At 65.0% G+C, this 22,096-nt stretch carries 23 protein-coding genes; 19 read left to right on the top strand and 4 right to left on the bottom strand.

Going from position 1 to position 22,096, the window contains the following annotated elements; genetic code table 11:
• Positions 1–23: 23 nt before the first annotated feature.
• The 3 genes from RA26_RS10150 to fsa form a co-directional block, all read right to left on the bottom strand.
• Positions 24–944 (bottom strand): tyrosine recombinase XerC, encoded by a 921-nt coding sequence (locus RA26_RS10150; protein WP_039183494.1) that lies wholly within the window; start codon positions 942–944, stop codon positions 24–26.
• A complete protein-coding gene (locus RA26_RS10145) occupies positions 941–1,648 on the bottom strand; it encodes a DUF484 family protein (RefSeq protein ID WP_039183492.1) in 708 nt (235 codons plus the stop codon). The genes RA26_RS10150 and RA26_RS10145 overlap by 4 nt, the downstream gene beginning before the upstream one ends.
• Before the next feature lie 214 nt (positions 1,649–1,862).
• The gene (fsa, locus tag RA26_RS10140) at positions 1,863–2,516 is read right to left on the bottom strand and encodes a fructose-6-phosphate aldolase (protein WP_039183490.1); all 654 of its coding nucleotides are present in this window, start codon (positions 2,514–2,516) and stop codon (positions 1,863–1,865) included.
• A gap of 81 nt (positions 2,517–2,597) precedes the next feature.
• Between fsa and RA26_RS10135 the strand changes: the two genes are divergently transcribed.
• The 4 genes from RA26_RS10135 to RA26_RS10120 all read left to right on the top strand — a co-directional run bounded on the left by RA26_RS10135 (position 2,598) and on the right by RA26_RS10120 (position 7,697).
• Complete coding sequence (locus RA26_RS10135; protein WP_039183487.1) at positions 2,598–4,793, top strand: primosomal protein N'; 2,196 nt, start codon at positions 2,598–2,600, stop codon at positions 4,791–4,793.
• Positions 4,794–5,004: 211 nt separating this feature from the next.
• Positions 5,005–6,240 (top strand): MFS transporter, encoded by a 1,236-nt coding sequence (locus RA26_RS10130; protein ID WP_039183485.1) that lies wholly within the window; start codon positions 5,005–5,007, stop codon positions 6,238–6,240.
• Between the two features lie 136 nt (positions 6,241–6,376).
• On the top strand, positions 6,377–7,249 hold the full coding sequence (locus RA26_RS10125) for a 50S ribosomal protein L11 methyltransferase (protein ID WP_039183484.1): 873 nt from the start codon (positions 6,377–6,379) through the stop codon (positions 7,247–7,249).
• Positions 7,250–7,352: 103 nt separating this feature from the next.
• A complete protein-coding gene (locus RA26_RS10120) occupies positions 7,353–7,697 on the top strand; it encodes a hypothetical protein (RefSeq protein WP_039183482.1) in 345 nt (114 codons plus the stop codon).
• 175 nt (positions 7,698–7,872) lie between these two features.
• On the opposite strand, the gene RA26_RS10115 is transcribed toward RA26_RS10120, so the two are convergent.
• Positions 7,873–8,091: a DUF1127 domain-containing protein gene (locus RA26_RS10115; protein ID WP_039183481.1), complete on the bottom strand. Its 219-nt coding sequence runs from the start codon at positions 8,089–8,091 to the stop codon at positions 7,873–7,875.
• Between the two features lie 338 nt (positions 8,092–8,429).
• On the opposite strand from RA26_RS10115, the gene ruvC reads away from it, so the two are divergent.
• From ruvC to RA26_RS10040, 15 genes are all read left to right on the top strand, one after another.
• Positions 8,430–8,927 carry a crossover junction endodeoxyribonuclease RuvC gene (gene ruvC / locus RA26_RS10110; RefSeq protein ID WP_039183479.1) on the top strand — a complete coding sequence of 166 codons (498 nt, stop codon included), beginning with the start codon at positions 8,430–8,432 and terminating at the stop codon, positions 8,925–8,927.
• A complete protein-coding gene (ruvA, locus tag RA26_RS10105) occupies positions 8,924–9,613 on the top strand; it encodes a Holliday junction branch migration protein RuvA (RefSeq protein ID WP_039183477.1) in 690 nt (229 codons plus the stop codon). Before ruvC ends, ruvA begins: the two co-directional genes overlap by 4 nt.
• Positions 9,614–9,761: 148 nt before the next feature.
• The gene (gene ruvB / locus RA26_RS10100) at positions 9,762–10,781 is read left to right on the top strand and encodes a Holliday junction branch migration DNA helicase RuvB (RefSeq protein WP_039183476.1); all 1,020 of its coding nucleotides are present in this window, start codon (positions 9,762–9,764) and stop codon (positions 10,779–10,781) included.
• A 256-nt stretch (positions 10,782–11,037) separates the two neighbouring features.
• Positions 11,038–11,703 (top strand): hypothetical protein, encoded by a 666-nt coding sequence (locus RA26_RS10095; RefSeq protein ID WP_039183473.1) that lies wholly within the window; start codon positions 11,038–11,040, stop codon positions 11,701–11,703.
• Positions 11,703–12,245: an RNA 2',3'-cyclic phosphodiesterase gene (gene thpR / locus RA26_RS10090; RefSeq protein WP_052272375.1), complete on the top strand. Its 543-nt coding sequence runs from the start codon at positions 11,703–11,705 to the stop codon at positions 12,243–12,245. The genes RA26_RS10095 and thpR overlap by 1 nt, the downstream gene beginning before the upstream one ends.
• 61 nt (positions 12,246–12,306) lie before the next feature.
• Positions 12,307–12,690, top strand: coding sequence for a tol-pal system-associated acyl-CoA thioesterase (ybgC, locus tag RA26_RS10085; RefSeq protein WP_039183469.1), 384 nt, complete (start codon positions 12,307–12,309; stop codon positions 12,688–12,690).
• A 107-nt stretch (positions 12,691–12,797) separates the two neighbouring features.
• Complete coding sequence (gene tolQ, locus RA26_RS10080) at positions 12,798–13,493, top strand: protein TolQ (protein ID WP_039183467.1); 696 nt, start codon at positions 12,798–12,800, stop codon at positions 13,491–13,493.
• Between the two features lie 4 nt (positions 13,494–13,497).
• The gene (tolR, locus tag RA26_RS10075) at positions 13,498–13,989 is read left to right on the top strand and encodes a protein TolR (protein ID WP_039183465.1); all 492 of its coding nucleotides are present in this window, start codon (positions 13,498–13,500) and stop codon (positions 13,987–13,989) included.
• 15 nt (positions 13,990–14,004) lie between these two features.
• A complete protein-coding gene (locus tag RA26_RS10070) occupies positions 14,005–15,141 on the top strand; it encodes a hypothetical protein (RefSeq protein ID WP_039183464.1) in 1,137 nt (378 codons plus the stop codon).
• Complete coding sequence (gene tolB / locus RA26_RS10065; RefSeq protein ID WP_039183462.1) at positions 15,138–16,463, top strand: Tol-Pal system beta propeller repeat protein TolB; 1,326 nt, start codon at positions 15,138–15,140, stop codon at positions 16,461–16,463. The genes RA26_RS10070 and tolB overlap by 4 nt, the downstream gene beginning before the upstream one ends.
• A gap of 92 nt (positions 16,464–16,555) precedes the next feature.
• On the top strand, positions 16,556–17,062 hold the full coding sequence (gene pal, locus RA26_RS10060) for a peptidoglycan-associated lipoprotein Pal (RefSeq protein WP_039183461.1): 507 nt from the start codon (positions 16,556–16,558) through the stop codon (positions 17,060–17,062).
• A gap of 4 nt (positions 17,063–17,066) precedes the next feature.
• Complete coding sequence (gene ybgF, locus RA26_RS10055; protein WP_039183460.1) at positions 17,067–17,909, top strand: tol-pal system protein YbgF; 843 nt, start codon at positions 17,067–17,069, stop codon at positions 17,907–17,909.
• Complete coding sequence (gene tilS, locus RA26_RS10050) at positions 17,906–19,159, top strand: tRNA lysidine(34) synthetase TilS (protein ID WP_082015800.1); 1,254 nt, start codon at positions 17,906–17,908, stop codon at positions 19,157–19,159. Before ybgF ends, tilS begins: the two co-directional genes overlap by 4 nt.
• Positions 19,160–19,237: 78 nt before the next feature.
• Positions 19,238–21,151, top strand: coding sequence for an ATP-dependent zinc metalloprotease FtsH (gene ftsH, locus RA26_RS10045; protein ID WP_039183459.1), 1,914 nt, complete (start codon positions 19,238–19,240; stop codon positions 21,149–21,151).
• 163 nt (positions 21,152–21,314) lie between these two features.
• Positions 21,315–21,890, top strand: a complete 576-nt coding sequence (locus tag RA26_RS10040) for an MOSC domain-containing protein (protein ID WP_039183458.1) — start codon at positions 21,315–21,317, stop codon at positions 21,888–21,890.
• Positions 21,891–22,096 lie beyond the last annotated feature (206 nt).

The following is a 22,096-nucleotide window of genomic DNA, read 5'->3' as shown; positions in this document are numbered from 1 at the left end:
CCAGGCCAAGGGCCTCGGTCAAGTCACGCTTTCGGGTGAGCCTTGTTGTAGACCTCCAGCAGATGGGTGGTGTCCACTGCCGTATAGGCCTGAGTGGTCGACAGCGAGGCATGGCCCAAGAGCTCCTGAATGGCGCGCAGGTCGCCGCCCGCCTCCAGCAGATGGGTGGCAAAGCTGTGGCGCAGCGCGTGCGGGGTAGCGGTGGCAGGCAGGCCCAGCTGGGCGCGGGTCCTGGCCATCACCCCCTGGATCTGGCGCGGGTTCAGCGCACCGCCGCGCACACCGCGGAATAGGGGTTTGTCAGCCTCCTGCGGATGCGGGGACAGCGACAGGTAGCGCTCCACCGCATCGCGGGCGGCGGGCAGCACCGGCACGACCCGCTCCTTGCGGCCCTTGCCCAGAATGCGCAGGACCGGCGGCAGCGGCGCATCCGCACCCGTCAGCCCAAGCGCCTCGGAAATCCGCAGCCCGCAACCGTAAAGAAGCGTCACCACTGCAACATCCCGCGCCGCGACCCAGTCCTGCTGCGACTGCAGCTCAACGGTTTCGAGAACGGCCTTGGCCGCTTCTGGCGCCAGTGGGCGCGGCAGCTTTTTCTGGAACTTGGGAGAGCGTGCCAGCAGCACCGCGGCCGGCTCAAACCCTTCGCGCTCCGCCAGCCAGCGGTAGAAATTCTTGACCGCCGACAGCTTGCGTGCCAGCGACCGCGCCCCGGTGCCGGAGTTGCGTTCCGACGCCATCCAGGCCCGCATGTCCGATGTCGTGATCCGCACCAGCGCGCCCAGCCCCTGCGGCCCGCCGCTGTGCTGTGTCATGAAGGCCAGAAAAGCAGTCACATCGCCGCGGTAGGCGGTCAGCGTGTTGTCCGAAGCATCCTCCAGCCCGCCCAGCCGTGCCAGCCAAAGCTGCAGGGCGTCGCGGCAGGCAGGGGAGATCATAGTCATGACAGCCAGTAGCGCATCGAGCGTTCAAAGACGCCGCCGAAGAAGGTCAGGAGGTCCGTGCCTTGCATCGGCGAAAACTGATGCGGGTCTTCTGATCCCATTACCAGCATACCAGGCAGGCGGCCCTCGCCCAGATCCAGCATCAGGCAGGCCTCGGAGCGGATCCATTCTGCCTTCTGGCCATAGACGCGCGGGCTGCCACCCTGGGTCTGGCGCAGGGTCACCGGGCGTTCGCTGCCGGGCTGCCCGGCATAGCTTTCGGCGAAACCGGGGCCAGCGAGCTTCAGCGCGCCGGACTTGCGCTCCACCTCGGCGCCGCCGGGCTGGGCGGTTTCCAGCACCAGCGCCAGCGCATGCACACGCAGAATCTCCGGCATGTCCTGCTCCAGACAGGCAAGAAAGGCGGTGAAGTCGCGCGGCTCCAGCAGCCGCAGCACGGCGCGGTGAATGAGGTTGGTGCCTGCCAGATTGTCATAGGCAGCGGCAATCACCGAACGGTGGGTATCCTCCAGCCGGTCCAGCCGTGCTGCCATCCGCTCCATCGCGATGCCGCGCAGGTCGACAACGTTGGAGCCCATCGCCCGCTCATTGGCGGCAACCAGGGCATTCATCAGGTGCTGATCTTCCAGCACCGCATCAGGTTTGGCGAGAATCGCCTCGCGCAGCTGGTCTTCCAGGCTGACTGTATTGCTTGAACTGCTCATGTGAACTCTTACGGCTCCGGACCTCTGACGGGTTTGGAAACGTGTATAGCATGGGATTTGCACGATGACGCGGAAAAATGCGGGGCGGACGGAAATTGCTGAACGCAGTGGTGCTGCCAGCCGTCGCGCAGCGGATTTTGCCAGTGCAAGACCGAAAACAAAAAAGGCGCCCGGATTAGGACGCCTTTTTCTCTCTTTCCGTCAGAGGAGCGGATCAGAGGATCTTGATCTCAGCCGCCTTGATGTCGGCCAGGAAGGCATCCAGGCCCTTGTCGGTCAGCGGGTGGTTCACCATCGCCTTGATCACCGCGGGCGGCGCGGTGATCACGTCAGCGCCGATGCGGGCCGAATCCAGCACGTGGTTCACGGAGCGGATCGAGGCCGCCAGGATCTGGGTTTCGAAACCGTAGTTGTCATAGATGGTGCGGATGTCCTCGATCAGCTCCATGCCGTCCAGGTTGATATCGTCCAGACGCCCGATGAAGGGGGAGATGAAAGTCGCGCCGGCCTTGGCCGCCAGCAGCGCCTGGTTGGCAGAGAAGCACAGGGTCACGTTCACCATGTGGCCGTCGTCGCTCAGGGTCTTACAGGCCTTCAGGCCGTCCCAGGTCAGCGGCACTTTCACTGCGATGTTCTCGGCAATCTCCACCAGCTTGCGGCCTTCGGCGATCATGGTCTCGGCATCGGTTGCGGTGACCTCAGCAGAGACCGGCCCGTCGACCAGATCGCAGATCTCCTTGGTGACCTCGATGATGTCGCGGCCGGATTTCTTGATCAGCGACGGGTTTGTGGTGACACCGTCCACCATGCCCAGATCGTTCAGCTCGGCAATGGCGTCGATCTCGGCGGTATCTACGAAGAATTTCATGGGGCAGTCCTTTGGATGGGTTGGCCTCGGTCGCTTCTGCCTTTACCTCATGGGATTACGGGCGGCAACATAGGCAGCAGCATGAGCGGGCAGGAGTTCTTTCAGGCAGGCGAACGGGTTGGGGTTCTGACCACGCAACCCCTTGACCGTCTTCTGGATTACCGCGCGCCGGAAGGCGGCTGTTTCCTCGGCGCCTATGTCGAGGTGCCGCTGGGCCCGCGCAAGGTGCTGGGCGTGGTCTGGGGGCCGGGTGCGGGTAACTTCGATTCGGCCAAACTGCGCGCGGTGATACGGGTGCTGGACGTGGCGCCGATGCGGACAGAGATGCGCCAGTTCCTCGGCAAGGCCGCCGATTACACCCTGACACCCATGCCCGCGATGCTGCGGCTGGCGACCCGTGCGCCGGGGCTTTCAGATCCGCCCTCGATGCGCAAGATCCTGCGCCGTGGCGACGGTGTGCCGGACCGGATGACAGATGCCCGCACCCGCGTGCTCGAGGTGCTGGAGGAGTTCGGCGGCCTCGCCTTCACGCCAAAGGAACTTGCCGATATGGCCGATGTCACGCCGTCGGTGGTGAAGGGGCTGGTCAAGCAGGGCGCCCTGCGCGAGGAGGAAGCCCCCCGCGACACTCCTTATCCGCATCTGGACCCGGAATTGCCCTCCAAGCAGCTGACCGAGGACCAGGCCAAGGCTGCCGCCGCGCTGGCCGAAGGCGTCCACAGCGGGCGATATGGCACCACACTCCTGAAAGGCGTCACCGGCTCCGGCAAGACCGAGGTCTATCTGGAGGCCGTCGCCGCCGCCCTGCGCGCCGGGCGGCAGGCGCTGGTGCTCTTGCCGGAGATCGCGCTGACGGCGGAGTTCCTCACCCGCGTTGAGGCCCGGTTCGGGGCCAGGCCCGCCGAGTGGCACTCCGGCGCGACCATGACCGAACGCCGCCGGGTCTGGAAGATGGTCGGGCAGGGGGCGGCACAGCTGGTGATCGGCGCCCGCTCGTCGCTGTTCCTGCCGTTCCGCGATCTGGGTCTGATCATCGTCGATGAGGAGCACGACACCTCCTACAAACAGGAGGACGGGGTTCTGTACAACGCCCGCGATATGGCGGTGCTGCGGGCCGCCATGTGTACGGCGCAGGTGGTTCTGGCCTCGGCCACGCCGTCGCTGGAGACCTGGGCCAATGCCGAGGCCGGGAAATACAACCGGCTGAACCTCACCTCCCGCTTCGGCGCCTCGGTGCTGCCGGACATGCGCGCAGTGGATATGCGGTCAGAGGACCTGCTGCCCTCCACCTGGATCTCGCCGACCTTGAAACAAGCGATGACCCTCAGGATGGAGCGCGGCGAGCAATCGCTCCTCTTCCTGAACCGCCGCGGCTTTGCCCCGGTCACCATCTGCCGCGCCTGCGGTGCGCAGGTGGCCTGTGACCATTGCGACGCGCGGATGGTGGAGCACCGCTTCATGAAACGGCTGATGTGCCACCAGTGCGGCGAGACCAAGCCGGTGCCGGAGGCCTGCCCCTCCTGCGAGGTGGAGGGCAAGATGGCCCCCGTCGGCCCCGGAATCGAGCGGCTGGCAGAGGAAGCCACGGGCCTGTTCCCGGAGGCACGCATCGCGGTGCTCAGCTCCGACCTGTTCGGCTCCGCCCGCGCGCTGAAGCAGCGGATCGAAGAGATTGCCGCGGGCGAGGCGGACATCATTCTTGGCACCCAGCTGGTCGCCAAGGGCCACAACTTCCCGCTGCTGACGCTTGTTGGGGTGATTGACGCTGACCTTGGCCTGCAAGGCTCCGACCTGCGCGCGGCAGAACGGACCTTCCAGTTGATGCGCCAGGTGGCGGGGCGGGCAGGCCGCGCCGAACGCCCGGGCGAGGCCCTGATGCAGACCTTCCAGCCCGAGCACCCGGTGATCCGCGCCATTCTGTCGGGGGATGAGGAAAGCTTCTGGAAAGCCGAAGCTGCCGAACGCCAGGCTGCCGGGGTGCCGCCCTATGGCCGCATGGCCGGGATCATCCTGTCGGGTCCGGACCTGGCAGCGGTTTTCGACCTCGGCAACGCCATGGCCCGCAACGACGGCCCGCTGCGCCAGATCGGCGCCCAGCTGTTCGGCCCGGCGCCTGCGCCCATTGCCCGCGTCCGCGGCCGCCACCGCGTGCGTCTGCTGGTCAAGGCGCCGAAAGGCGTGCCTTTGCAGGAGGCGCTGGCCCGCTGGACCGCGCCGCTGCGCCTGAAGGGCGATCTGCGCCTCAGCATCGACATCGACCCGCAGAGCTTTTTCTGAGACCGGGCCGGGGCGCTGCCCCCGGCCTGCGGCCTCCCCCGGGATATTTTCGGCCAAAAGAAGAGCGGATCCCTTGTTCTTCTGGCCTCAAGTATCCCGGAGCGCGAGGCAGAGCCTCGCATGAAAGGCCTCTGCGCGCTGATGCGGAGCTAGATGTGCAAGGCCTCTTTCCCCCTCGCCAGACCGGCGGAACAGGCGTAAACCCTTGCTCATGTTCAAACCGATGCCCCTTTCCGAGGCCCAGAGCCTCCCGTTCTGGCGCCGTCCCGTGACGCTTTTGTTCCTGATGGCGCTGGCGATGCCGATTGCTTTCAACACCTGGAGCGCACTGCTCAACAACTTCGTGATCGAGGCCGCCAATTTCGACGGTGCCGACATCGGTCTGTTGCATACCGTGCGGGAAATCCCGGGCTTTCTGGCCGTTGGCGTGATCGCCGTGATCCTGTTCATGCGTGAGCAGGTGCTGGGGCTGATTTCACTGGTGATGCTGGGGGTGGCCACCGCCGTCACTGCCTGGTTCCCCTCGCTTGGGGGGCTCCTGATGGTGACCCTGCTCAGTTCCATCGGTTTCCACTACTACGAGACGGTGAACCAGTCGCTGCAGCTGCAATGGCTGCCCAAGGACCGCGCGCCGCAGACGCTGGGCTGGCTGGTCGCTGCCGGGTCGGCAGCCACGCTGGTGGTCTACGGGCTGATCGTGCTGACCTGGGAAAGCCTGGGCCTCAGCTACAACACCGTGTTCCTGGCCGCAGGCGGGCTGACCGCTGCCATCGCCCTGTTTGCGCTCTTTGCCTATCCGCAGTTCGACGCGCCGCACCCGCAGACCAAGAAGCTGATCCTGCGCAAGCGCTATTGGCTGTATTATGCGCTGCAGTTCATGGCGGGTGCCCGGCGGCAGATCTTCGTGGTCTTTGCCGGTTTCATGATGGTCGAGAAATTCGGCTTTGAAGTGCATGAGCTGACCGGGCTCTACCTGGTCAACCTGGTGATCAACATGACCGTGGCACCGCTGCTGGGCCGCGCCGTGGCCGCCTTTGGCGAACGCCGTACGCTGATCTTTGAATACGCAGGCCTGGCCATCGTGTTTGCGGCCTATGGCGGCATCTACTGGTTCGGCTGGGGCGTGGTCATCGCGGCAGTGCTCTATGTAGTGGACCATGTGCTGTTTGCCTTGGCGCTGGCGCTCAAGACCTACTTCCAGAAGATCGCCGACCCGGGCGACATCGCTCCCACGGCGGCGGTGGCCTTCACCATCAACCACATCGCCGCGGTGTTCCTGCCAGTGCTGCTGGGCCTGCTCTGGGTTTATGAACCGGGCCTGGTCTTTGCCCTGGCAGCCGCGATGGCGCTGGTGTCGCTGTCTCTGTCGCTGCTGATCCCGCGCCACCCGGAACCGGGCAACGAGACCATCTTCAGCAAATACGCACGGCCTGCGCCCGCGGAATGACCCGTCCGCCCCGGCAAGGGGCGGAGCGCCCGCGCATGAGTTAAGCGCAGGCGGTGCCTAGCCTCGGGACAGGCGGGCGCTTGACGCGAGGCGCGCGGAAGCCTAGGCGCATGGCAACAGTTTCAGGAGCAACGCCATGCCCACATTCACCGCCCTCACCACGCTCACCGCAAAAGCCCAGGCCGAAGCGCTGGGCGAAGCCATGGAGCGGCTGAACCCTGAACCTACCGGCATCGGCGTCTTTGAGATGGAGGATGGCTCCGGCCTGTGGGAGGTTGGCGGTTATTTCACCGAAGCCCCCGACGAGGCGGGCCTGGCACTGCTGGCCGCGGTGCATGAGGCCAAGCCCTTTGTGGTCTCGGAAGTGCCGGAAACCGACTGGGTCGCCCATGTGCGCCGCGAGCTGGCCCCGGTCGAGGCAGGCCGCTTTTTCGTCTACGGCTCCCACGACGCGGACAAGTTGCCGGCGGGCAAGATCCCGCTGCTGATCGAGGCTGCGATGGCCTTTGGCACCGGCCACCACGGCACCACGCTGGGCTGCCTCAAGGCGCTGGACCATCTGCTGGACGAGGGCTTCCGCGGCGAAAAAGTGGCTGACATCGGCTGCGGCACCGCGGTGCTGGCGATGGCCGCTGCGCGGGTCTGGGACGGCGCCATCCTGGCCAGCGACATTGATGAGGTGGCGGTTGAGGTGGCCGAAGCCAACCTCAAGGCCAATGGCATGGAAGGTCAGGTCATCTGCCTGGAGGCTGCGGGTTTTGACAACCCGGAATTGCAGGCGCAGGCGCCCTATGACCTGATCTTCGCCAATATCCTGAAGGGCCCGCTGGTTGCCCTGGCGCCGGACCTGACAGCGAATCTGCGCCCGGGCGGCTATGCGATTCTCTCCGGAATCCTGAACGAGCAGGCCGATGACGTGGTCAGCGTTTATGCACAGAACGGCACCAATCTGGCGCGCCGGGACGAAATTGGTGAATGGACAACGTTACTTCTCCGTAAAACGGACTGATTGAACTAAGTTTGCGGCAAATTTGAGATGCTTGCCCCATTTTCGCCGCATTTTTAGCCAATCATGGGCCATCCGCTGGTGGGGGCCAGTTCGGAGACTAGTGATGGTCGAACATCGTGATCAGTTTCATTCGCGGTTGAAGCAAATCAACCGCAAGCATGCGGCCTTGTCCGAGGGGTTTTCCGCGAAGATGCGGCCGGACGGGCTGCTGGTGATTCAGCCGCGCCGGGTGCAGTCCCGGATTTCGGCCCGCACGGTGGTGTTCTTCACCGCCGCCTTTCTGCTGTTCAAGGGGTTCCTGATCGCAGCACTTGGTTCGGCCAGCTATGATGACCGGGTTGTGAAACTGGCAGGGGGCAGTGCGGTCGAACGCGCCGGCGCGTTCCTCATGCAGGCAGAACCCGCTTCCCTATACATCGCTCAGAAGATCGGGCCGGTTCTGCGCTAAGCGCTGCTCCGCTCTGAAGACGAATATCAAAGGCCGCTGGCAGGGCAGCGGCCTTATTTTATGTTCTCCCCGGCCCGCTGGGGCTGCAGGACAACAAAAAACGCCGCGGCCTGTTCAGGTCCGCGGCGTTTCCCTGTGCGCCCCAAGGGAGGAGGAGGGCGAAATCAGGGGTGTCTTAGAAGACGGTTTTGCCGGTGGCCACGCCATCGATGTCGCCGCGGCACATGCCGATGTCGGCCAGCTCGCGGTCGGACAGGCCGTTCAGCGCGTTGCGGGTCACGCGGGCGTCATTCCAGGCGGCGAATGCGCCGGTTGCGGCGGCGACCAGAGCGCCGAAACGGCCAAACAGGCCGGTGGAACCATAGGTGGTGCGGGTGGTATCAAATGCGGCCATATCCGTGTCCTCTGATTAGCTGTTAGCATCCGTCGCGTTATTGCGATGGCGGGCATCTAGTGGCGGAATATCTGCGCAGCAAGACCTGAAAATGCATGTGTCATATGCGCTGTGCGCATAGCTTTCCGCCTTGTAAATAAGGGGTTTCCCTTGCGGTGCTGAACAAGTGCGAAAATGTCGTTTCCGCCATTATGAACGGTCGTTTCCAGGCCGCACTTGTGCTCTCAGCGAGAACAATCCGATGTGAAAGCGATTGGACATGTTCGCCTTTTGTGCTAATCGTACGTTAAAATAATTTCCGGCAAACGGGCCGGCATGCGGGCAGGGGCAGGCACATCATGCGGATTTTGGGAATTGATCCGGGGTTGCGGAACCTTGGATGGGGGGTAATCGAATCGCGCGGCACCCGCCTCAGCCACGTTGCCAACGGCGTTTGCACCTCTGACGGCGATGACCTGGGGGAGCGGCTCTTGTCCCTGCACAATCAGGTCACTGAGATCATCGAAGCCTTCTCTCCGGATCAGGCGGCAATCGAACAGACCTTTGTGAACAAGGATGGCGCCGGCACGCTGAAGCTGGGCCAGGCGCGCGGTGTGGCGCTGCTGACGCTGGCCAAGGCCGGGCTTGTGGTGGGCGAATACGCTCCGAACCGGGTCAAGAAAACCGTGGTGGGCGTCGGCCACGCCGAGAAGGAGCAGGTAATGCATATGGTGAAACTGCAGCTGCCGGGGTGTTTGCCCAAGAACGCCGATGCCGCAGATGCGCTGGCGATTGCGATCTGCCACGCCTATTACGGCGGCACGCAGCAGCGCCAGCTGAGGGAGAAACGCGCATGATCGGCAAGCTGACGGGACGTCTCGACTACCGGGCGCAGGATCATGTGCTGATCGACGTGCGCGGTGTCGGCTATATCGTCTATTGCTCCGACCGCACTATGGCGGCTTTGCCGGGCGTGGGCGAAGCCATTGCGCTCTACACTGACATGGTGGTTCGTGAGGATCTGATGCAGCTTTACGGCTTCACCTCGCTGGTGGAGAAGGAATGGCACCGGCTGCTGACCTCGGTGCAGGGGGTTGGCGCCAAGGTCTCGCTCGCGATCCTCGGTGCCTTGGGGCCGGACGGAGTGAGCCGGGCAATTGCACTTGGCGACTGGGCCACGGTCAAGGCAGCCAAGGGCGTTGGGCCCAAGACCGCGCAGCGCATCGTGCTCGACCTCAAGGACAAGGCGCCTGGCGTGATGGCGATGGGCGGGACCGTTGCCGATGCGATGGACGGCCCGGGGCTGGAGCTGGTCGAGGACGCGGGGGGCGCGCCCGCGGCCAAACCGTCCCGCAAGGCACCGCCAAAGAAACCCTCAGGGGCAGCCGCTGCCTCAGCTGGTGCGCTGTCGGCGCTTGGCAATCTGGGCTATGGGCCGTCGGATGCAGCTGCCGCAGTGGCAGAGGCGGCAGCGACCTATCCGGATGCGGATGAGGCCGAGCTGATCCGTGCCGCGCTGCGGCTGCTTGCGCCAAAGGGGTAATGGGCATGCCATTTGAAGTTTCGTGTTCCGCCCGGCTGTTAGGCCGGGCAGCGACCGTCCCGCCCCCCACTGGGCGGGCGCTTCGCTTCCACCCCGCCGGGACGGGCGCTGCCCTGACCGCTGCTCCACAGATTGCGGATACATAGTTATGATTGACGCCGATCCCGCCCTGCGCCCCGAGCCGCTGCCGGAAGACAACGACCGCGCCCTGCGCCCGCAGGGCTTGGGCGAGTTCATCGGCCAGGCCGAAGCCCGCGCCAACCTGCGCGTCTTCATCGAAAGCGCCCGCCGCCGGGGCGAGGCAATGGACCACACGCTGTTCCATGGGCCCCCGGGCCTCGGCAAGACCACGCTGGCGCAGATTGTGGCGCGCGAGCTGGGGGTGAACTTCCGCATGACATCCGGCCCGGTGCTGGCCAAGGCGGGTGACCTGGCAGCAATCCTCACCAATCTTGAGTCGCGCGATGTGCTGTTTATCGACGAAATCCACCGTCTGAATCCGGCGGTGGAGGAGGTGCTTTATCCCGCGATGGAGGATTTCGAACTGGACTTGGTGATCGGCGAAGGCCCGGCAGCACGGACCGTGCGGATCGAGCTGCAGCCCTTTACACTGGTCGGCGCCACCACCCGGATGGGTCTCTTGACCACGCCGCTGCGCGACCGGTTCGGCATCCCGACCAGGCTGCAGTTCTACACCATTGATGAGCTGTTTGAGATCGTCAGCCGCAACGCCCGCAAGCTGGGCGCCCCAGCCGATGATGCCGGCGCCCGCGAGATCGCGCGGCGCGCAAGGGGCACCCCTAGGATCGCCGGGCGGCTCCTGCGCCGCGTGGTGGACTTCGCGGTTGTCGAGGGCGATGGCACCATCACCCGGGAACTGGCTGACGGCGCCCTGACCCGGCTGGGGGTGGATCAGCTTGGGCTGGACGGCGCTGACCGGCGCTATTTGAAGCTGATTGCCGAAAACTACGGCGGCGGCCCGGTGGGGATCGAGACGATCTCGGCTGCCCTCAGCGAAAGCCGCGACGCGCTGGAGGAGGTGATAGAACCCTACCTTCTGCAGCAAGGGCTGATCCAGCGCACCCCGCGCGGACGGATGCTGGCGCAAAAGGCCTGGACCCACCTCGGCATGGCGCCGCCGCGCAGCCAGAGCGACCTGTTCGGGTAGGACTGGCCTTTGCTGTTGCAAGAGGGGCTTCCGCCTGCTGCAGAGGCATCAAGGATGCCGCCGCAGCCATTGGGCCGGGCGCCGCGCTGCCGCGCGGCGCCGTTGCGTCAAGCCGGTGCCGCGCCGCGCCAGCGGCGCCAGGCCCAAGGCTGCTTCCGGCGGCCTGGCATAGCCAGGAGACCGGGCAGGCGCGGGAGCCCCCCTTGCCGCCGCGCGGTGCAGACGGCATAGACGGGGCAGGATCAAGGAGACGCCCATGACCGCCCAGCTGCCAGACCTGACGCCGGAACAGATCGAAGCCCTGTTCACCCGCCACGACGGCGCCTACGCCTTTGCCCGCTGGGGCCGGCCGGTGGCGCCGATTGTGTTCGGGGTGCAGGACGAGACCCTGAAAACCGTCAAAGGCGCGCTGGAGGCGGTTATGACGCTGGCGGGCCATCAGATGGCCGAGACCGATCCGGAGCTGGGCTCCAACCTGATGTTCTTTTTCTTCCGCGACTGGGATGAACTTCTGGAAGTGCCGGACCTCGACCGCCTGATCCCGGGCCTGCAGCCGCTGATCGCACGGCTGAAAGAAGCAGACGCCAGCCAGTACCGTGCCTTCCGCTTTGACGATCAGGGCGGCATCAAGGCAGCCTTTGTGTTCCTGCGGATGCAAGGAGCAATGGCGCAGATGCCGGCCGAGACGCTGGCGCTCACCCAGGCGGTGCAAGTGGCGCTGATGTGGGGCGATGCGGCCTTTGCCGAGGCGTCGCCGCTGGCGGTGCTGCCAGAGACCGGCGCCACCATCCTGCGGCCCGAAATCGCGGGGGTGATTGCTGCCGCTTACGACAGGATGATGCCGGTGGCGGCAGAGGATAAATCCCACGCCTTGCGCCTGTTTGCCCGCCTGCAGGCCCCGGCAGAGCCGCCGCAGTCCTGATGCGCGCCTTTGTCGGCCTGCTGCTGCCGGACGCAGCCCTGGACGCGCTGGAACGCGTGCAGGAAGGGCTGACCGTGGGCCGGCAGGTCCCGGCAGAGAGCATGCATCTGACTCTGGCCTTCCTCGATAACCAGCCGGAGGACGCGCTTCAAACCTTGCATCAGCTGATGGCAGAGATCAGCGTGCCGCCCCTGCAGCTGACGTTCCGCGGGCTGGACACCTTTGGAGGCAAGCTGCCGCGGGTTCTGGCGGCTCAGGTTCAGAAAACGCGGGAACTGACCCGCCTGCGCGACCACGTCCGCAGCGCCTGCCGCACCGCCGGGATCGAGCTGTCCCGCGAACGCTTCCGCCCCCATGTGACGCTGGCACGCTTTTCCCGTCACTTGGAGGTGAGCCAGGTGAAAAAGATCGCACGCTACCTGTCCGCAGCATCGGAGTTCCGGTTGGAATGCGAAGCAGACAGTTTCGTGCTGTTCCAGTCGACGCTGGCGCCAGAGGGCGCGCGGTATGACATTCTGGCGGAGTATCCGCTGGAGGGCTGAGCCGCTTGCAGCGGATTGGTGCCGCCCATAGGGTGCGCAAGCAAATGCAGGAGCGCAGGCAATGAACCACCAATTCCCCGTCCGGGTCTATTACGAGGACACCGACATGGGCGGGATTGTCTATCACGCCAACTACCTGCGCTTCATCGAGCGCGCCCGCAGCGACTGGGTGCGGGGCATTGGGGTGGATCAGAACGCCATGCGCGAGGCCGGTCTGATTTATGTGGTGCGCCGGATCGAGGCGGACTACCTGGCACCTGCCAAGTTCGACGAGGAACTGCTGGTCACCACCTCTATGCACAATGTAACACCTGCCCGGATGGTCCTGAATCAGGAAGTCACCCGCGGCGGCCAGCCGCTGTTCCGTGCCCAGATCACCATTGTCTGCATCACAACGGGCGGCAAACCGGCCCGGCTTCCGGCAGAGATTCGCGCATTGCGGTAACATTTGGCCCCCGTGCGCCTGTTTTAATGGCCTTTGCCATTGATCTGCGCTAGCGTCTTGCCAAATAAGGCCGGATAAACGGCTGGGAAAAACCGTAGAGCAGGCGAATGGAAGCAGAAACTCTGGCGCTGGCGCAGGAGATTGATTTCTCCATGTGGGGCCTTTTCGCGCGGGCCACCGTAACCGTGAAACTGGTGATGCTGATGCTGGTGGGGGCCTCGATCTGGTCCTGGGGCATCATTATCCAGAAAACCATCAACTACCGTCTTGCCCGCCGGGAAGCGGATGCTTTTGACCGGGCGTTCTGGTCCGGCAACCCGCTGGATGAGCTGTTTGAGCGGCTGGGGTCCGAACCCTCGGGCCAGGCGGCGCGGATTTTCTCGGCCGGGATGAGCGAGTGGCGCCGCAGCCACCGCAGCGACGGCGGGCTGATCCCCGGCGCGCAGGCACGTATCGACCGCTCGATGGATGTCGCCATCGCCAAGGAGACCGAAGGCCTGCAGGGCGGGCTGTCGGTGCTGGCAACCGTGGGTTCCACCGCGCCCTTCGTGGGTCTCTTCGGCACCGTCTGGGGCATCATGACCGCCTTTATCGAAATTGCCGAGCAGCAGAACACCAACCTCGCCGTTGTGGCGCCGGGCATTGCCGAGGCGCTGATGGCGACCGGCCTGGGCCTCTTGGCGGCGATCCCGGCGGTGGTCTTCTACAACAAGCTGAGCGCGGACAGCGACCGCATCATCGGCGGCTATGAGGCCTTTGCCGATGAGTTCGCCACCATCCTCAGCCGCCAGCTGGACTCCTGAGGCCATGGGCGCCGCAGTCCAGCAGCCTTCGGGAGGCGGCGACCGCCGCCGGGGCCGCCGCCGCCGCCGCGGCCGGCCGATGTCCGAAATCAACGTGACGCCATTTGTGGACGTCATGCTGGTGCTTCTGATCATCTTCATGGTGGCGGCGCCGCTGATGACCGTGGGGGTGCCGGTGGAACTGCCCAAGACCGCCGCTGGCGCATTGCCCGGCGACGAGGAGGAACCGCTGACCGTCACCATGACCGCCGAGGGCGGCGTGGAGATCCAGACCACGCCGGTGGCGCGCGAGGAACTGGTGGCCAAACTGCGGGCGATTGCGGCAGAGCGGTCCTCGGACCGGGTGTTTCTGCGCGCCGACGGGCGGATAGCCTATTCGGACGTGATGCAGGTGATGGGCGCGCTGAATGCGGGCGGTTTTTCCAACGTGGGGCTGGTGACTGACACCGGCGGCCCGGCGCTGGACGGGCAGCGGGCTGAAGGCACAGGGCAGTAGGCAGGGACGCGGACGGTGCAGACCGGAACCAAAATCTCGCTGGCAGGCCATGGGCTGTTGATGACCTGGGTTGTCTTCGGCGCCTGGTTCCCGTCCGAACCCTTGCCGTCCAATGTGCAGCAGGTGGCGCTGATTTCCTCGGAACAATTCGAGAAGCTGAGCCAGCAGCGCCAGGCGCCGCAGGTGTCGCCAGAGCCTGCGCCGCTGGCGGAGCCTGCCGAAGTGCAGCCTGCGCCGGAACCTGCGCCCCGGCCGGATCCGGAACCGGAAATCACGCAGCCTGAACCGATTGCCCCGGCAGAGCCGGATCCGCAGGTGGCAGAGCTGCCCGATCAACCGCCTGAACCGGAGGTGCCGATCGAGCTGCCGTCTGCCGCGGAGGAGCCGGATGTGGCCTCGCTGGTGCCGCAAGTGAGGCCTGAAACCGCGCCGCGCCCGGTGGACCGGGTGGCGCCAGAGCCTGTTGCGCCGCCGGAGCCGGACACCAGGATCGACGACATCGTCCAGCCGGAAGTTGCGCCTGACGAAGGTGCTGAGACACCGCAGGACGTGCAGGACGCCACTGCGCGCGAGGCGGCCAGCGACCGGATCGTGACCGAGGAGAACGAGGGGGAGGACGTGGCAGCCTCTGCCGCGCCTGCGGTTTCCAAACGGCCCAGGACCCGGCCCGCACGGCCCCAGCCGGAACCGGAACCGCAGGTGACGGAAGCGGCGCAGCCTGCTGAACCTGCTGAGACGCCGCAGGCGGATACTGCGGATGCAGTTGCGGATGCGCTGGCTGAGGCGCTTGCAGGCGGTGCCGATGTGGAGGCGCCGGAACCTTCCGGCCCGCCGCTGACGCTGGGAGAAAAGGACGCGCTGCGGGTTGAGGTGTCGCGCTGCTGGAACGTTGGCTCGCTGTCTACGGATGCGCTGAAGACAACCGTGGTCGTGGGTGTTTCACTGTCGCAGGACGGTAAGCCCGACACCGGCTCGATTCGGATGCTGTCCAGCACCGGCGGATCGTCGGCGGCGGCAAAGCAGGCCTATGAGGCGGCCCGGCGGGCAATTATCCGCTGCGGGTCCGCAGGCTTTCAGCTTCCCCCTGAAAAATATTCGCAATGGCGCGATATTGAGATGACATTCAATCCTGAAAGGATGCGGATCAAATGAGGAAAATACTGGCAGCTCTTCTGATCGGTGCCGCGGCGGCGGCAGGCGCGGGCGCGGCCATGGCTCAGGACGGCCCGCTCCGCATCGAGATCGACCAGGGCGTGATCGAACCCTTGCCTTATGCGGTGCCGGATTTCGTGCCGGAAACCCCGGCAGCGTCAGAGTACGCCGCCCAGATTGCGCGGGTTATCGCAGCCGACTTGAGCGGCACCGGCCTGTTCCGGGAAGTGCCGGCCAGCGCCCATATCTCCAAGGTGGCAAGCTTTGACAGCGCGGTGAAATACGCCGACTGGAAGGCAGTGAACGCGCAGGCGCTGATCACCGGCGCGGTCAGCGTCAACGGCAACCAGCTGACGGTGCGCTTCCGCGGCCATGACGTCTTTGCCGAGAAGGAGCTGGGCACCGGCCTGCAGTTCAACGGCACCACCGACGGCTGGCGCCGGATGGCACACAAGGTGGCAGATGCGGTCTACAGCCGGATCACCGGTGAAAGCGGCTATTTCGACAGCCGTGTGGTCTATGTCTCCGAAAGCGGCCCCAAGAACGACCGCCGCAAGCGGCTGGCGGTGATGGATTACGACGGCGCCAACGTGCAATACCTGACCAACAGCGCCTCCATCGTGCTGGCGCCGCGGTTCTCGCCCACCGGCGACCGGGTGCTCTACACTAGCTATGAAAGCGGCTTCCCGCAGATCCATGTGCTGGACGTGGGCCAGGTGCAGCGCAAAGTGCTGTCCAGCGGCGACGGAACTATGAGCTTTGCGCCGCGGTTCGCACCCGACGGGCGCACCATTGTCTATTCGCAGACCCAGGGGGGCAATACTGATCTGTTCTCGATGGATATCAGCACCGGCGCCAAGTCCCGGCTGACCTCGGCACCCTCGATCGAGACAGCACCGTCGTTCTCTCCGGATGGCAGCCAGATCGTGTTCGAAAGCGACCGCTCCGGCAGCCAGCAGCTCTATGTGATGCCGGCAGGCGGCGGTGAGGCGCGGCGGATCAGCTTTGGTGAGGGCCGCTACGGCACACCCGTATGGTCGCCGCGCGGCGACATGATCGCCTTTACCAAGCAGAACAAGGGCCGCTTCCATATCGGTGTGATGCGTACAGACGGCGGCGAGGAGCGGCTGCTGACGGCATCTTTCCTGGACGAGGGGCCGACTTGGGCGCCCAATGGCCGGGTGATCATGTTCACCCGCGAAAGCCAGGGCAGCGCCGGGCGGGCGCTGCTTTATTCGGTGGACATCACCGGTCGCAATCTGAAACCTGTGAAGACACCGGACGGGGCCTCGGATCCAGCCTGGTCGCCATTGCAGAATTGAGTGAAATGAATTGGCGGGATACCCGCATGGAACCTGATCCGGGCATGTGTTAATTTCCGGTCAAGAAACGCAAAAAGGGATAGGCAGAGAACATGAGCGGTTTGAAATTGGCAATTGCGGCTGTTGCCGTTCTGGGCTTGGCAGCCTGCAGCAACAACCGGTGGGATGACATGGCAAACGGCAGCGGCGCCGGTGCAGGCGCCGGCTTGGGGGCAGGGTCTCTGGATCCGGCAAGCCCGGCCTATTTCCAGCAGACCGTTGGCGACCGGGTGTTGTTCCTGGTGGACCAGTCGACGCTGACGCCGGAGGCACAGGGCATCCTGCAGGGCCAGGCGCGCTGGCTGAGCCAGAACGCTGATTATGTTGTCACCATCGAGGGCCACGCAGACGAGCAGGGCACCCGCGAGTACAACCTTGCCCTGGGCGCCCGCCGCGCCAATGCCGCGCGGGAATACCTGATTTCCCAAGGGGTTGCGGGCCACCGACTCAAGGTTGTCAGCTATGGCAAGGAGCGCCCGCTGGAAATCTGTTCGAACGAGGCCTGCTATTCCAAGAACCGCCGCGCGGTCACCGTGCTGGCCGGCGGGCTGACGGGATAAGCCCATGAAGTGCCTGCGCACCTTACTTTTCGCCTCCGTGATGCTGCTGCCGGTGCCGCTGGCGGCGCAGGACAGCCAGACGCTGGCCGACATCCGCCAGGAACTGACGGTTCTGCATGTGGAAATCCAGCGCCTGAAGCGGGAGATGTCGACAACCGGGGCGCCCTCGGCGGACGTTTCCGGTGATACGGTTCTGGATCGGGTCGCTGCGATCGAGAGCGAATTGCAGCGGCTGACCTTGCAGACTGAGCAGATGAATCACCGGATCGACCGTATCGTCACCGACGGCACCAACCGGATCGGTGACCTGGAATTCCGCCTGGTTGAGCTGGAGGGCGGCGATCTAGGCGCGCTGAAGGAAACCACGACGCTGGGCGGTGGCGAACTGCCTGCATCCGGCGGTGCGGCAGTGCCTGCCATCGGCGCAGACAGCACTGGTGGCGAAACTGGCGGCGGTGAGCTGGCGATTGGCGAACAGGCGGACTTCGATGCTGCGGAAAAGCTGCTGGCGGACGGCGCGTATCAGGACGCGGCAGAGAAATTCGCGGCCTTCAACCAGTCTTACCCTGGCAGCCCGCTGGCACCCGCTGCCGAATTCAGCCGGGGCAAGGCGCTGGACGGGCTGGGCGACACCCGCGAAGCAGCGCGCGCCTATCTGGCGGCCTTCACCGGCAACTCTGCCGGACCAGTGGCACCCAAGGCCCTGTTCGAGCTCGGCGCGGCCCTGGGCCGGCTGGGGCAGACCGATCAGGCTTGCGTGACGCTGTCCGAGGTCGGGGTGCGCTTTCCGGGGGGCTCGCAAGCGGTTGAGGCCGCGGCAGAAATGGCCAAGCTGGGCTGTTCTTGACAGGGCTGCGGCGCGATATCCTGGGGCTGCTGCGCGGCCAGTTCCAGTCCAGACTGACCGGCAAGCTTGGCATCGCCGTGTCCGGCGGCAGCGATTCGATGGCGCTGATGCACTTGATGAAGGAGGCTTTTGAAGGGGAGCCGGTCGAGTTTCAGGCAGCAACCGTGGACCATGGATTGCGACCGGAATCGACATCTGAGGCCAACTGGGTAGGCGAGGCCGCTGCCGAATTGGGGATCGCTCATGAGGTGATCCGCTGGGAAGAAGGCCCGGGACAGGGCAACCTGCAAAAACAGGCCCGCGAAGCGCGCTATGATCTGCTGTGTGCCTGGGCAAGGCGCAACGGTATCTCCACTCTCTGCGTGGCGCATACAGCGGACGATCAGGCCGAAACCCTGCTGATGCGCATGGCCCGGGCTTCAGGAGTTTCGGGGCTTTCCGGCATGCCGCCGCGCCGGGTGCACAAGGGCGTTACCTTGGTGCGGCCGCTGCTGGAAGTGACCCGCAGCGAATTGCGCCAGTTCCTGCAGGAACGCGGCATCGAATGGTGCGAGGACCCCAGTAACAGCGATTTGCGCTATGAACGGGTGCGGGCACGCCGCGCCCTGGCGGAACTGGCGCCGCTGGGCCTGACACCGACGGTGCTGTCCCGGGTTGCCGAAAACATGAACAAGGCGCGCGAGGCACTGGACTGGTACGTGTTCCTGGCCGCCCGCGACATGGCCCACGTGCAGGCCGGCGCGGTGGTCCTGTGCCAGCGGAAATTCCGCACTTTGCCCAGCGAGACCGGCTACCGGCTGCTGGTCAAGGCTATCCAATGGGTGGCGGGAACTCCCTATCCGCCGCGCCGGGTGCCGATGGAAATCGCTGTTCTGGCCGCCCGTGGCGGCGGCGCGGCGACCGTGTCAGGCTGCCATCTGCTGACAACATCCAAACAGATCTGGATCTGCCGCGAGGCCAAGGCGGTTGCAGGCGTAACCTCGCTTCCTGGCCAGGTCTGGGACGACCGGTGGAAGGTTTTCGGAGGCGATGCAAAGGGTTGCGAAGTGCGCCCCTTGGGGCGCAACGGGCTGTTTGAATGCCTGTCCTGGCGGGCAACCGGCGTGCCGGGCACCGTGCTGGAGTCTTCGCCGGCGGTGTGGCGCGGCGCCGAACTGGCGGCCGCGCCGGTGGCCGGACTGGGCAATGGATGGACAGCGGAACCGGTGGCAAATGAAGAAGAGTTCTTTGCATCCCTTTTATCGCATTGAACCTGCCCGAATGATCCTTATTTTAAGCACAACGCAGGCGGCCTGACAGGTGCGCCTAATTGATAGGGAGAACTTTCCTTGGGCAACGCTCGCAATATCGCCTTTTGGGTTGTTCTGTTTCTGCTGATTCTGGCGCTGTTCAATCTGTTCAGCGGTTCCGGCAGCACGATGCAGAGCCGTGAACGCACTTTCTCGGACTTCGTCAGTTCGGTGGAGACCGGCAAGGTCAGCACCGTCACCCTGGACGGGGAACAGGTCCGCTACACCACGACGGACGGGCAGAACTACGTCACCATCAAGCCGGGCGATGCCGAAGTCACGTCGCTGCTGATCGAAAAGAACATCCCGGTGCGCGCTGAAAAGCAGCAGCAGTCCGGCTTCCAGTCCTTCCTGATCACGCTCCTGCCATTCCTGCTGCTGATCGGCGTCTGGATTTACTTCATGAACCGGATGCAGGGCGGCGGCAAAGGCGGCGCCATGGGATTCGGCAAATCCAAAGCCAAGATGCTGACCGAGAAGCATGGCCGCGTCACCTTTGACGACGTGGCGGGCATCGACGAGGCCAAGGAAGAGCTGGAAGAGATCGTTGAATTCCTGCGTAACCCGCAGAAGTTCTCGCGCCTCGGCGGCAAGATCCCCAAGGGCGCGCTGCTGGTTGGCCCTCCGGGCACCGGTAAAACCCTGCTGGCCCGTGCCATTGCAGGCGAGGCCGGTGTGCCGTTCTTCACCATCTCCGGCTCCGACTTCGTCGAGATGTTCGTCGGCGTCGGCGCCTCCCGCGTGCGCGACATGTTCGAGCAGGCCAAGAAGAACGCGCCCTGCATCGTCTTTATCGACGAGATCGACGCCGTGGGCCGGCACCGTGGTGCCGGTTATGGCGGCGGCAATGACGAGCGTGAGCAGACCCTGAACCAGCTGCTGGTGGAAATGGACGGTTTTGAGGCCAACGAAGGCGTCATCATCCTGGCCGCCACCAACCGAAAGGACGTGCTGGACCCGGCACTGCTGCGCCCCGGCCGCTTTGACCGCAACGTGACCGTCGGCAACCCCGACATCAAAGGCCGCGAGAAGATCCTGGCCGTGCACGCCCGCAAGACCCCGCTGGGCCCGGATGTGGACCTGCGCATCATCGCCCGCGGCACGCCTGGGTTCTCCGGTGCCGATCTGGCGAACCTGGTGAACGAGGCCGCGCTGATGGCCGCGCGTGTCGGGCGCCGTTTTGTCACCATGGAAGATTTCGAATCCGCCAAGGACAAGGTGATGATGGGGGCTGAGCGCCGCTCGATGGTGCTGACCCAGGACCAGAAAGAAAAGACCGCCTACCACGAGGCCGGCCACGCCGTTGTCGGCCTGGCGCTGCCGCTGTGCGATCCGGTCTACAAGGCTACAATCATTCCGCGCGGCGGCGCGCTGGGGATGGTTGTGTCGCTGCCCGAAATGGACCGGCTGAACTACCACCGCGATGAGTGCCAGCAGAAACTGGCGATGACCATGGCGGGCAAGGCGGCGGAAGTCATCAAATACGGCGAGGACCACGTCTCCAACGGTCCGGCCGGCGATATCCAGCAGGCCAGCCAGCTGGCGCGCGCCATGGTGCTGCGCTGGGGCATGTCGGACAAGGTCGGCAACATCGACTATGCCGAAGCCCACGAAGGCTACTCCGGCAACACCGCGGGTTTCTCGGTCTCGGCCCATACCAAGGAGCTGATCGAGGAAGAGGTCAAACGCTTCATCCAGCAGGGCTATGAGCAGGCGCTGGAGATCCTCAAGGACAAGAACGAGGAATGGGAGCGTCTGGCGCAGGGCCTTCTGGAATACGAAACCCTGACCGGCGACGAGATCAAGCGGGTGATGAACGGCGAGCCGCCGCAGGCCGGCGACGATGAGGGCGACAGCGAGGATCAGGGCAACGCCTCGGTCACCGCGATCCCCAAGGCGAAGCCCAAGAAGACCCCGCCAGAGGGCGGCATGGAGCCTGAGCCCTCCGCCTGATGACCCAAGGCTTTGACCCCCGGATGCCGCTGGCCTCCGGGGGTTTTTCATTTCCGGTGCTGAACTGCGGGACCACAAAAAACCATCGCGGCACCACTGGTGCCGGCCCGCGCCGTCTGTATGCTCGCCGCAACGTCAAAGGGTTATGCGAGGGAGAGCGGGCATGCCGGTGCTGCGGAAAACGGAATTCACAGGACAGATTACCTGGCTGGGCCATGTGCCTGCAGGCAGCGGACTGCAGGCGGTGCCCGCAGACCATCTGGACCTGGGCTTTGGCGGCATTGCCGGCGGGCGCCATGAAGGCGAAAACCGCGCCTCCTGCGTGCGGGTCAGGAACCTGTACCCGGAAGGCACCGAAATCCGAAACGTGCGCCAGCTGACCATCCTGTCGGAAGAGGAACTGGCACTGATCGCGGGGGACATGGGGATGGACAGCGTGAGCCCTGCGCATCTGGGCGCAACCATCGTGCTGCGCGGCATTCCGGACTTCACCTTCGTGCCGCCGTCCTCGCGCCTGCAGGGGCCGGATGGGGTGACGCTGACAGTGGACATGGAAAACCGCCCCTGCGTGCTGCCGGGCCGCGAGATCGAAAAGGATCACGCGGGCTTTGGCGCGCGGTTCAAGCCGGCGGCGCAGAATCGCCGGGGAATCACCGCCTGGGTCGAACATCCCGGCCGGCTGCAGCTGGGCAGCGAACTTACGCTCTTTGTTCCGGATCAGCGCGCCTGGGCGCCCTAGGCGGCCAGTTTCGGGGAATTCCGTTTCCTTTAAGGAACCTTGGCAGGGCCTGCGAAAGACGCCACGCCGCATCAAGGCGTGATAATGTCGGAAATCACGCGCGTATTGTGCCGCATTTTGGCTAAGTCTAACGCCAAACCGGCATTCCCGTGCCGGCGATTGTATGCAAACTCAGCAGGAACCTTGCCATGAGCTACAAGAGTGAC

The organism is Leisingera sp. ANG-M7, from assembly GCF_000813965.1.
Classification (GTDB): domain Bacteria; phylum Pseudomonadota; class Alphaproteobacteria; order Rhodobacterales; family Rhodobacteraceae; genus Leisingera.
Note: the sequence above shows the minus strand (reverse complement) of the source record. Positions and strands in the feature narration are given on the sequence as shown.

Bases quoted from the DNA above. Each gene is read 5' to 3' on its own strand.
- RA26_RS10150 (WP_039183494.1), bottom strand. From the start codon at position 944: ATGACTATGATCTCCCCTGCCTGCCGCGACGCCCTGCAGCTTTGGCTG.
- RA26_RS10145 (WP_039183492.1), bottom strand. From the start codon at position 1,648: ATGAGCAGTTCAAGCAATACAGTCAGCCTGGAAGACCAGCTGCGCGAG.
- fsa (WP_039183490.1), bottom strand. From the start codon at position 2,516: ATGAAATTCTTCGTAGATACCGCCGAGATCGACGCCATTGCCGAGCTG.
- RA26_RS10135 (WP_039183487.1), top strand. From the start codon at position 2,598: ATGAGCGGGCAGGAGTTCTTTCAGGCAGGCGAACGGGTTGGGGTTCTG.
- RA26_RS10130 (WP_039183485.1), top strand. From the start codon at position 5,005: ATGTTCAAACCGATGCCCCTTTCCGAGGCCCAGAGCCTCCCGTTCTGG.
- RA26_RS10125 (WP_039183484.1), top strand. From the start codon at position 6,377: ATGCCCACATTCACCGCCCTCACCACGCTCACCGCAAAAGCCCAGGCC.
- RA26_RS10120 (WP_039183482.1), top strand. From the start codon at position 7,353: ATGGTCGAACATCGTGATCAGTTTCATTCGCGGTTGAAGCAAATCAAC.
- RA26_RS10115 (WP_039183481.1), bottom strand. From the start codon at position 8,091: ATGGCCGCATTTGATACCACCCGCACCACCTATGGTTCCACCGGCCTG.
- ruvC (WP_039183479.1), top strand. From the start codon at position 8,430: ATGCGGATTTTGGGAATTGATCCGGGGTTGCGGAACCTTGGATGGGGG.
- ruvA (WP_039183477.1), top strand. From the start codon at position 8,924: ATGATCGGCAAGCTGACGGGACGTCTCGACTACCGGGCGCAGGATCAT.
- ruvB (WP_039183476.1), top strand. From the start codon at position 9,762: ATGATTGACGCCGATCCCGCCCTGCGCCCCGAGCCGCTGCCGGAAGAC.
- RA26_RS10095 (WP_039183473.1), top strand. From the start codon at position 11,038: ATGACCGCCCAGCTGCCAGACCTGACGCCGGAACAGATCGAAGCCCTG.
- thpR (WP_052272375.1), top strand. From the start codon at position 11,703: ATGCGCGCCTTTGTCGGCCTGCTGCTGCCGGACGCAGCCCTGGACGCG.
- ybgC (WP_039183469.1), top strand. From the start codon at position 12,307: ATGAACCACCAATTCCCCGTCCGGGTCTATTACGAGGACACCGACATG.
- tolQ (WP_039183467.1), top strand. From the start codon at position 12,798: ATGGAAGCAGAAACTCTGGCGCTGGCGCAGGAGATTGATTTCTCCATG.
- tolR (WP_039183465.1), top strand. From the start codon at position 13,498: ATGGGCGCCGCAGTCCAGCAGCCTTCGGGAGGCGGCGACCGCCGCCGG.
- tolB (WP_039183462.1), top strand. From the start codon at position 15,138: ATGAGGAAAATACTGGCAGCTCTTCTGATCGGTGCCGCGGCGGCGGCA.
- pal (WP_039183461.1), top strand. From the start codon at position 16,556: ATGAGCGGTTTGAAATTGGCAATTGCGGCTGTTGCCGTTCTGGGCTTG.
- ybgF (WP_039183460.1), top strand. From the start codon at position 17,067: ATGAAGTGCCTGCGCACCTTACTTTTCGCCTCCGTGATGCTGCTGCCG.
- RA26_RS10040 (WP_039183458.1), top strand. From the start codon at position 21,315: ATGCCGGTGCTGCGGAAAACGGAATTCACAGGACAGATTACCTGGCTG.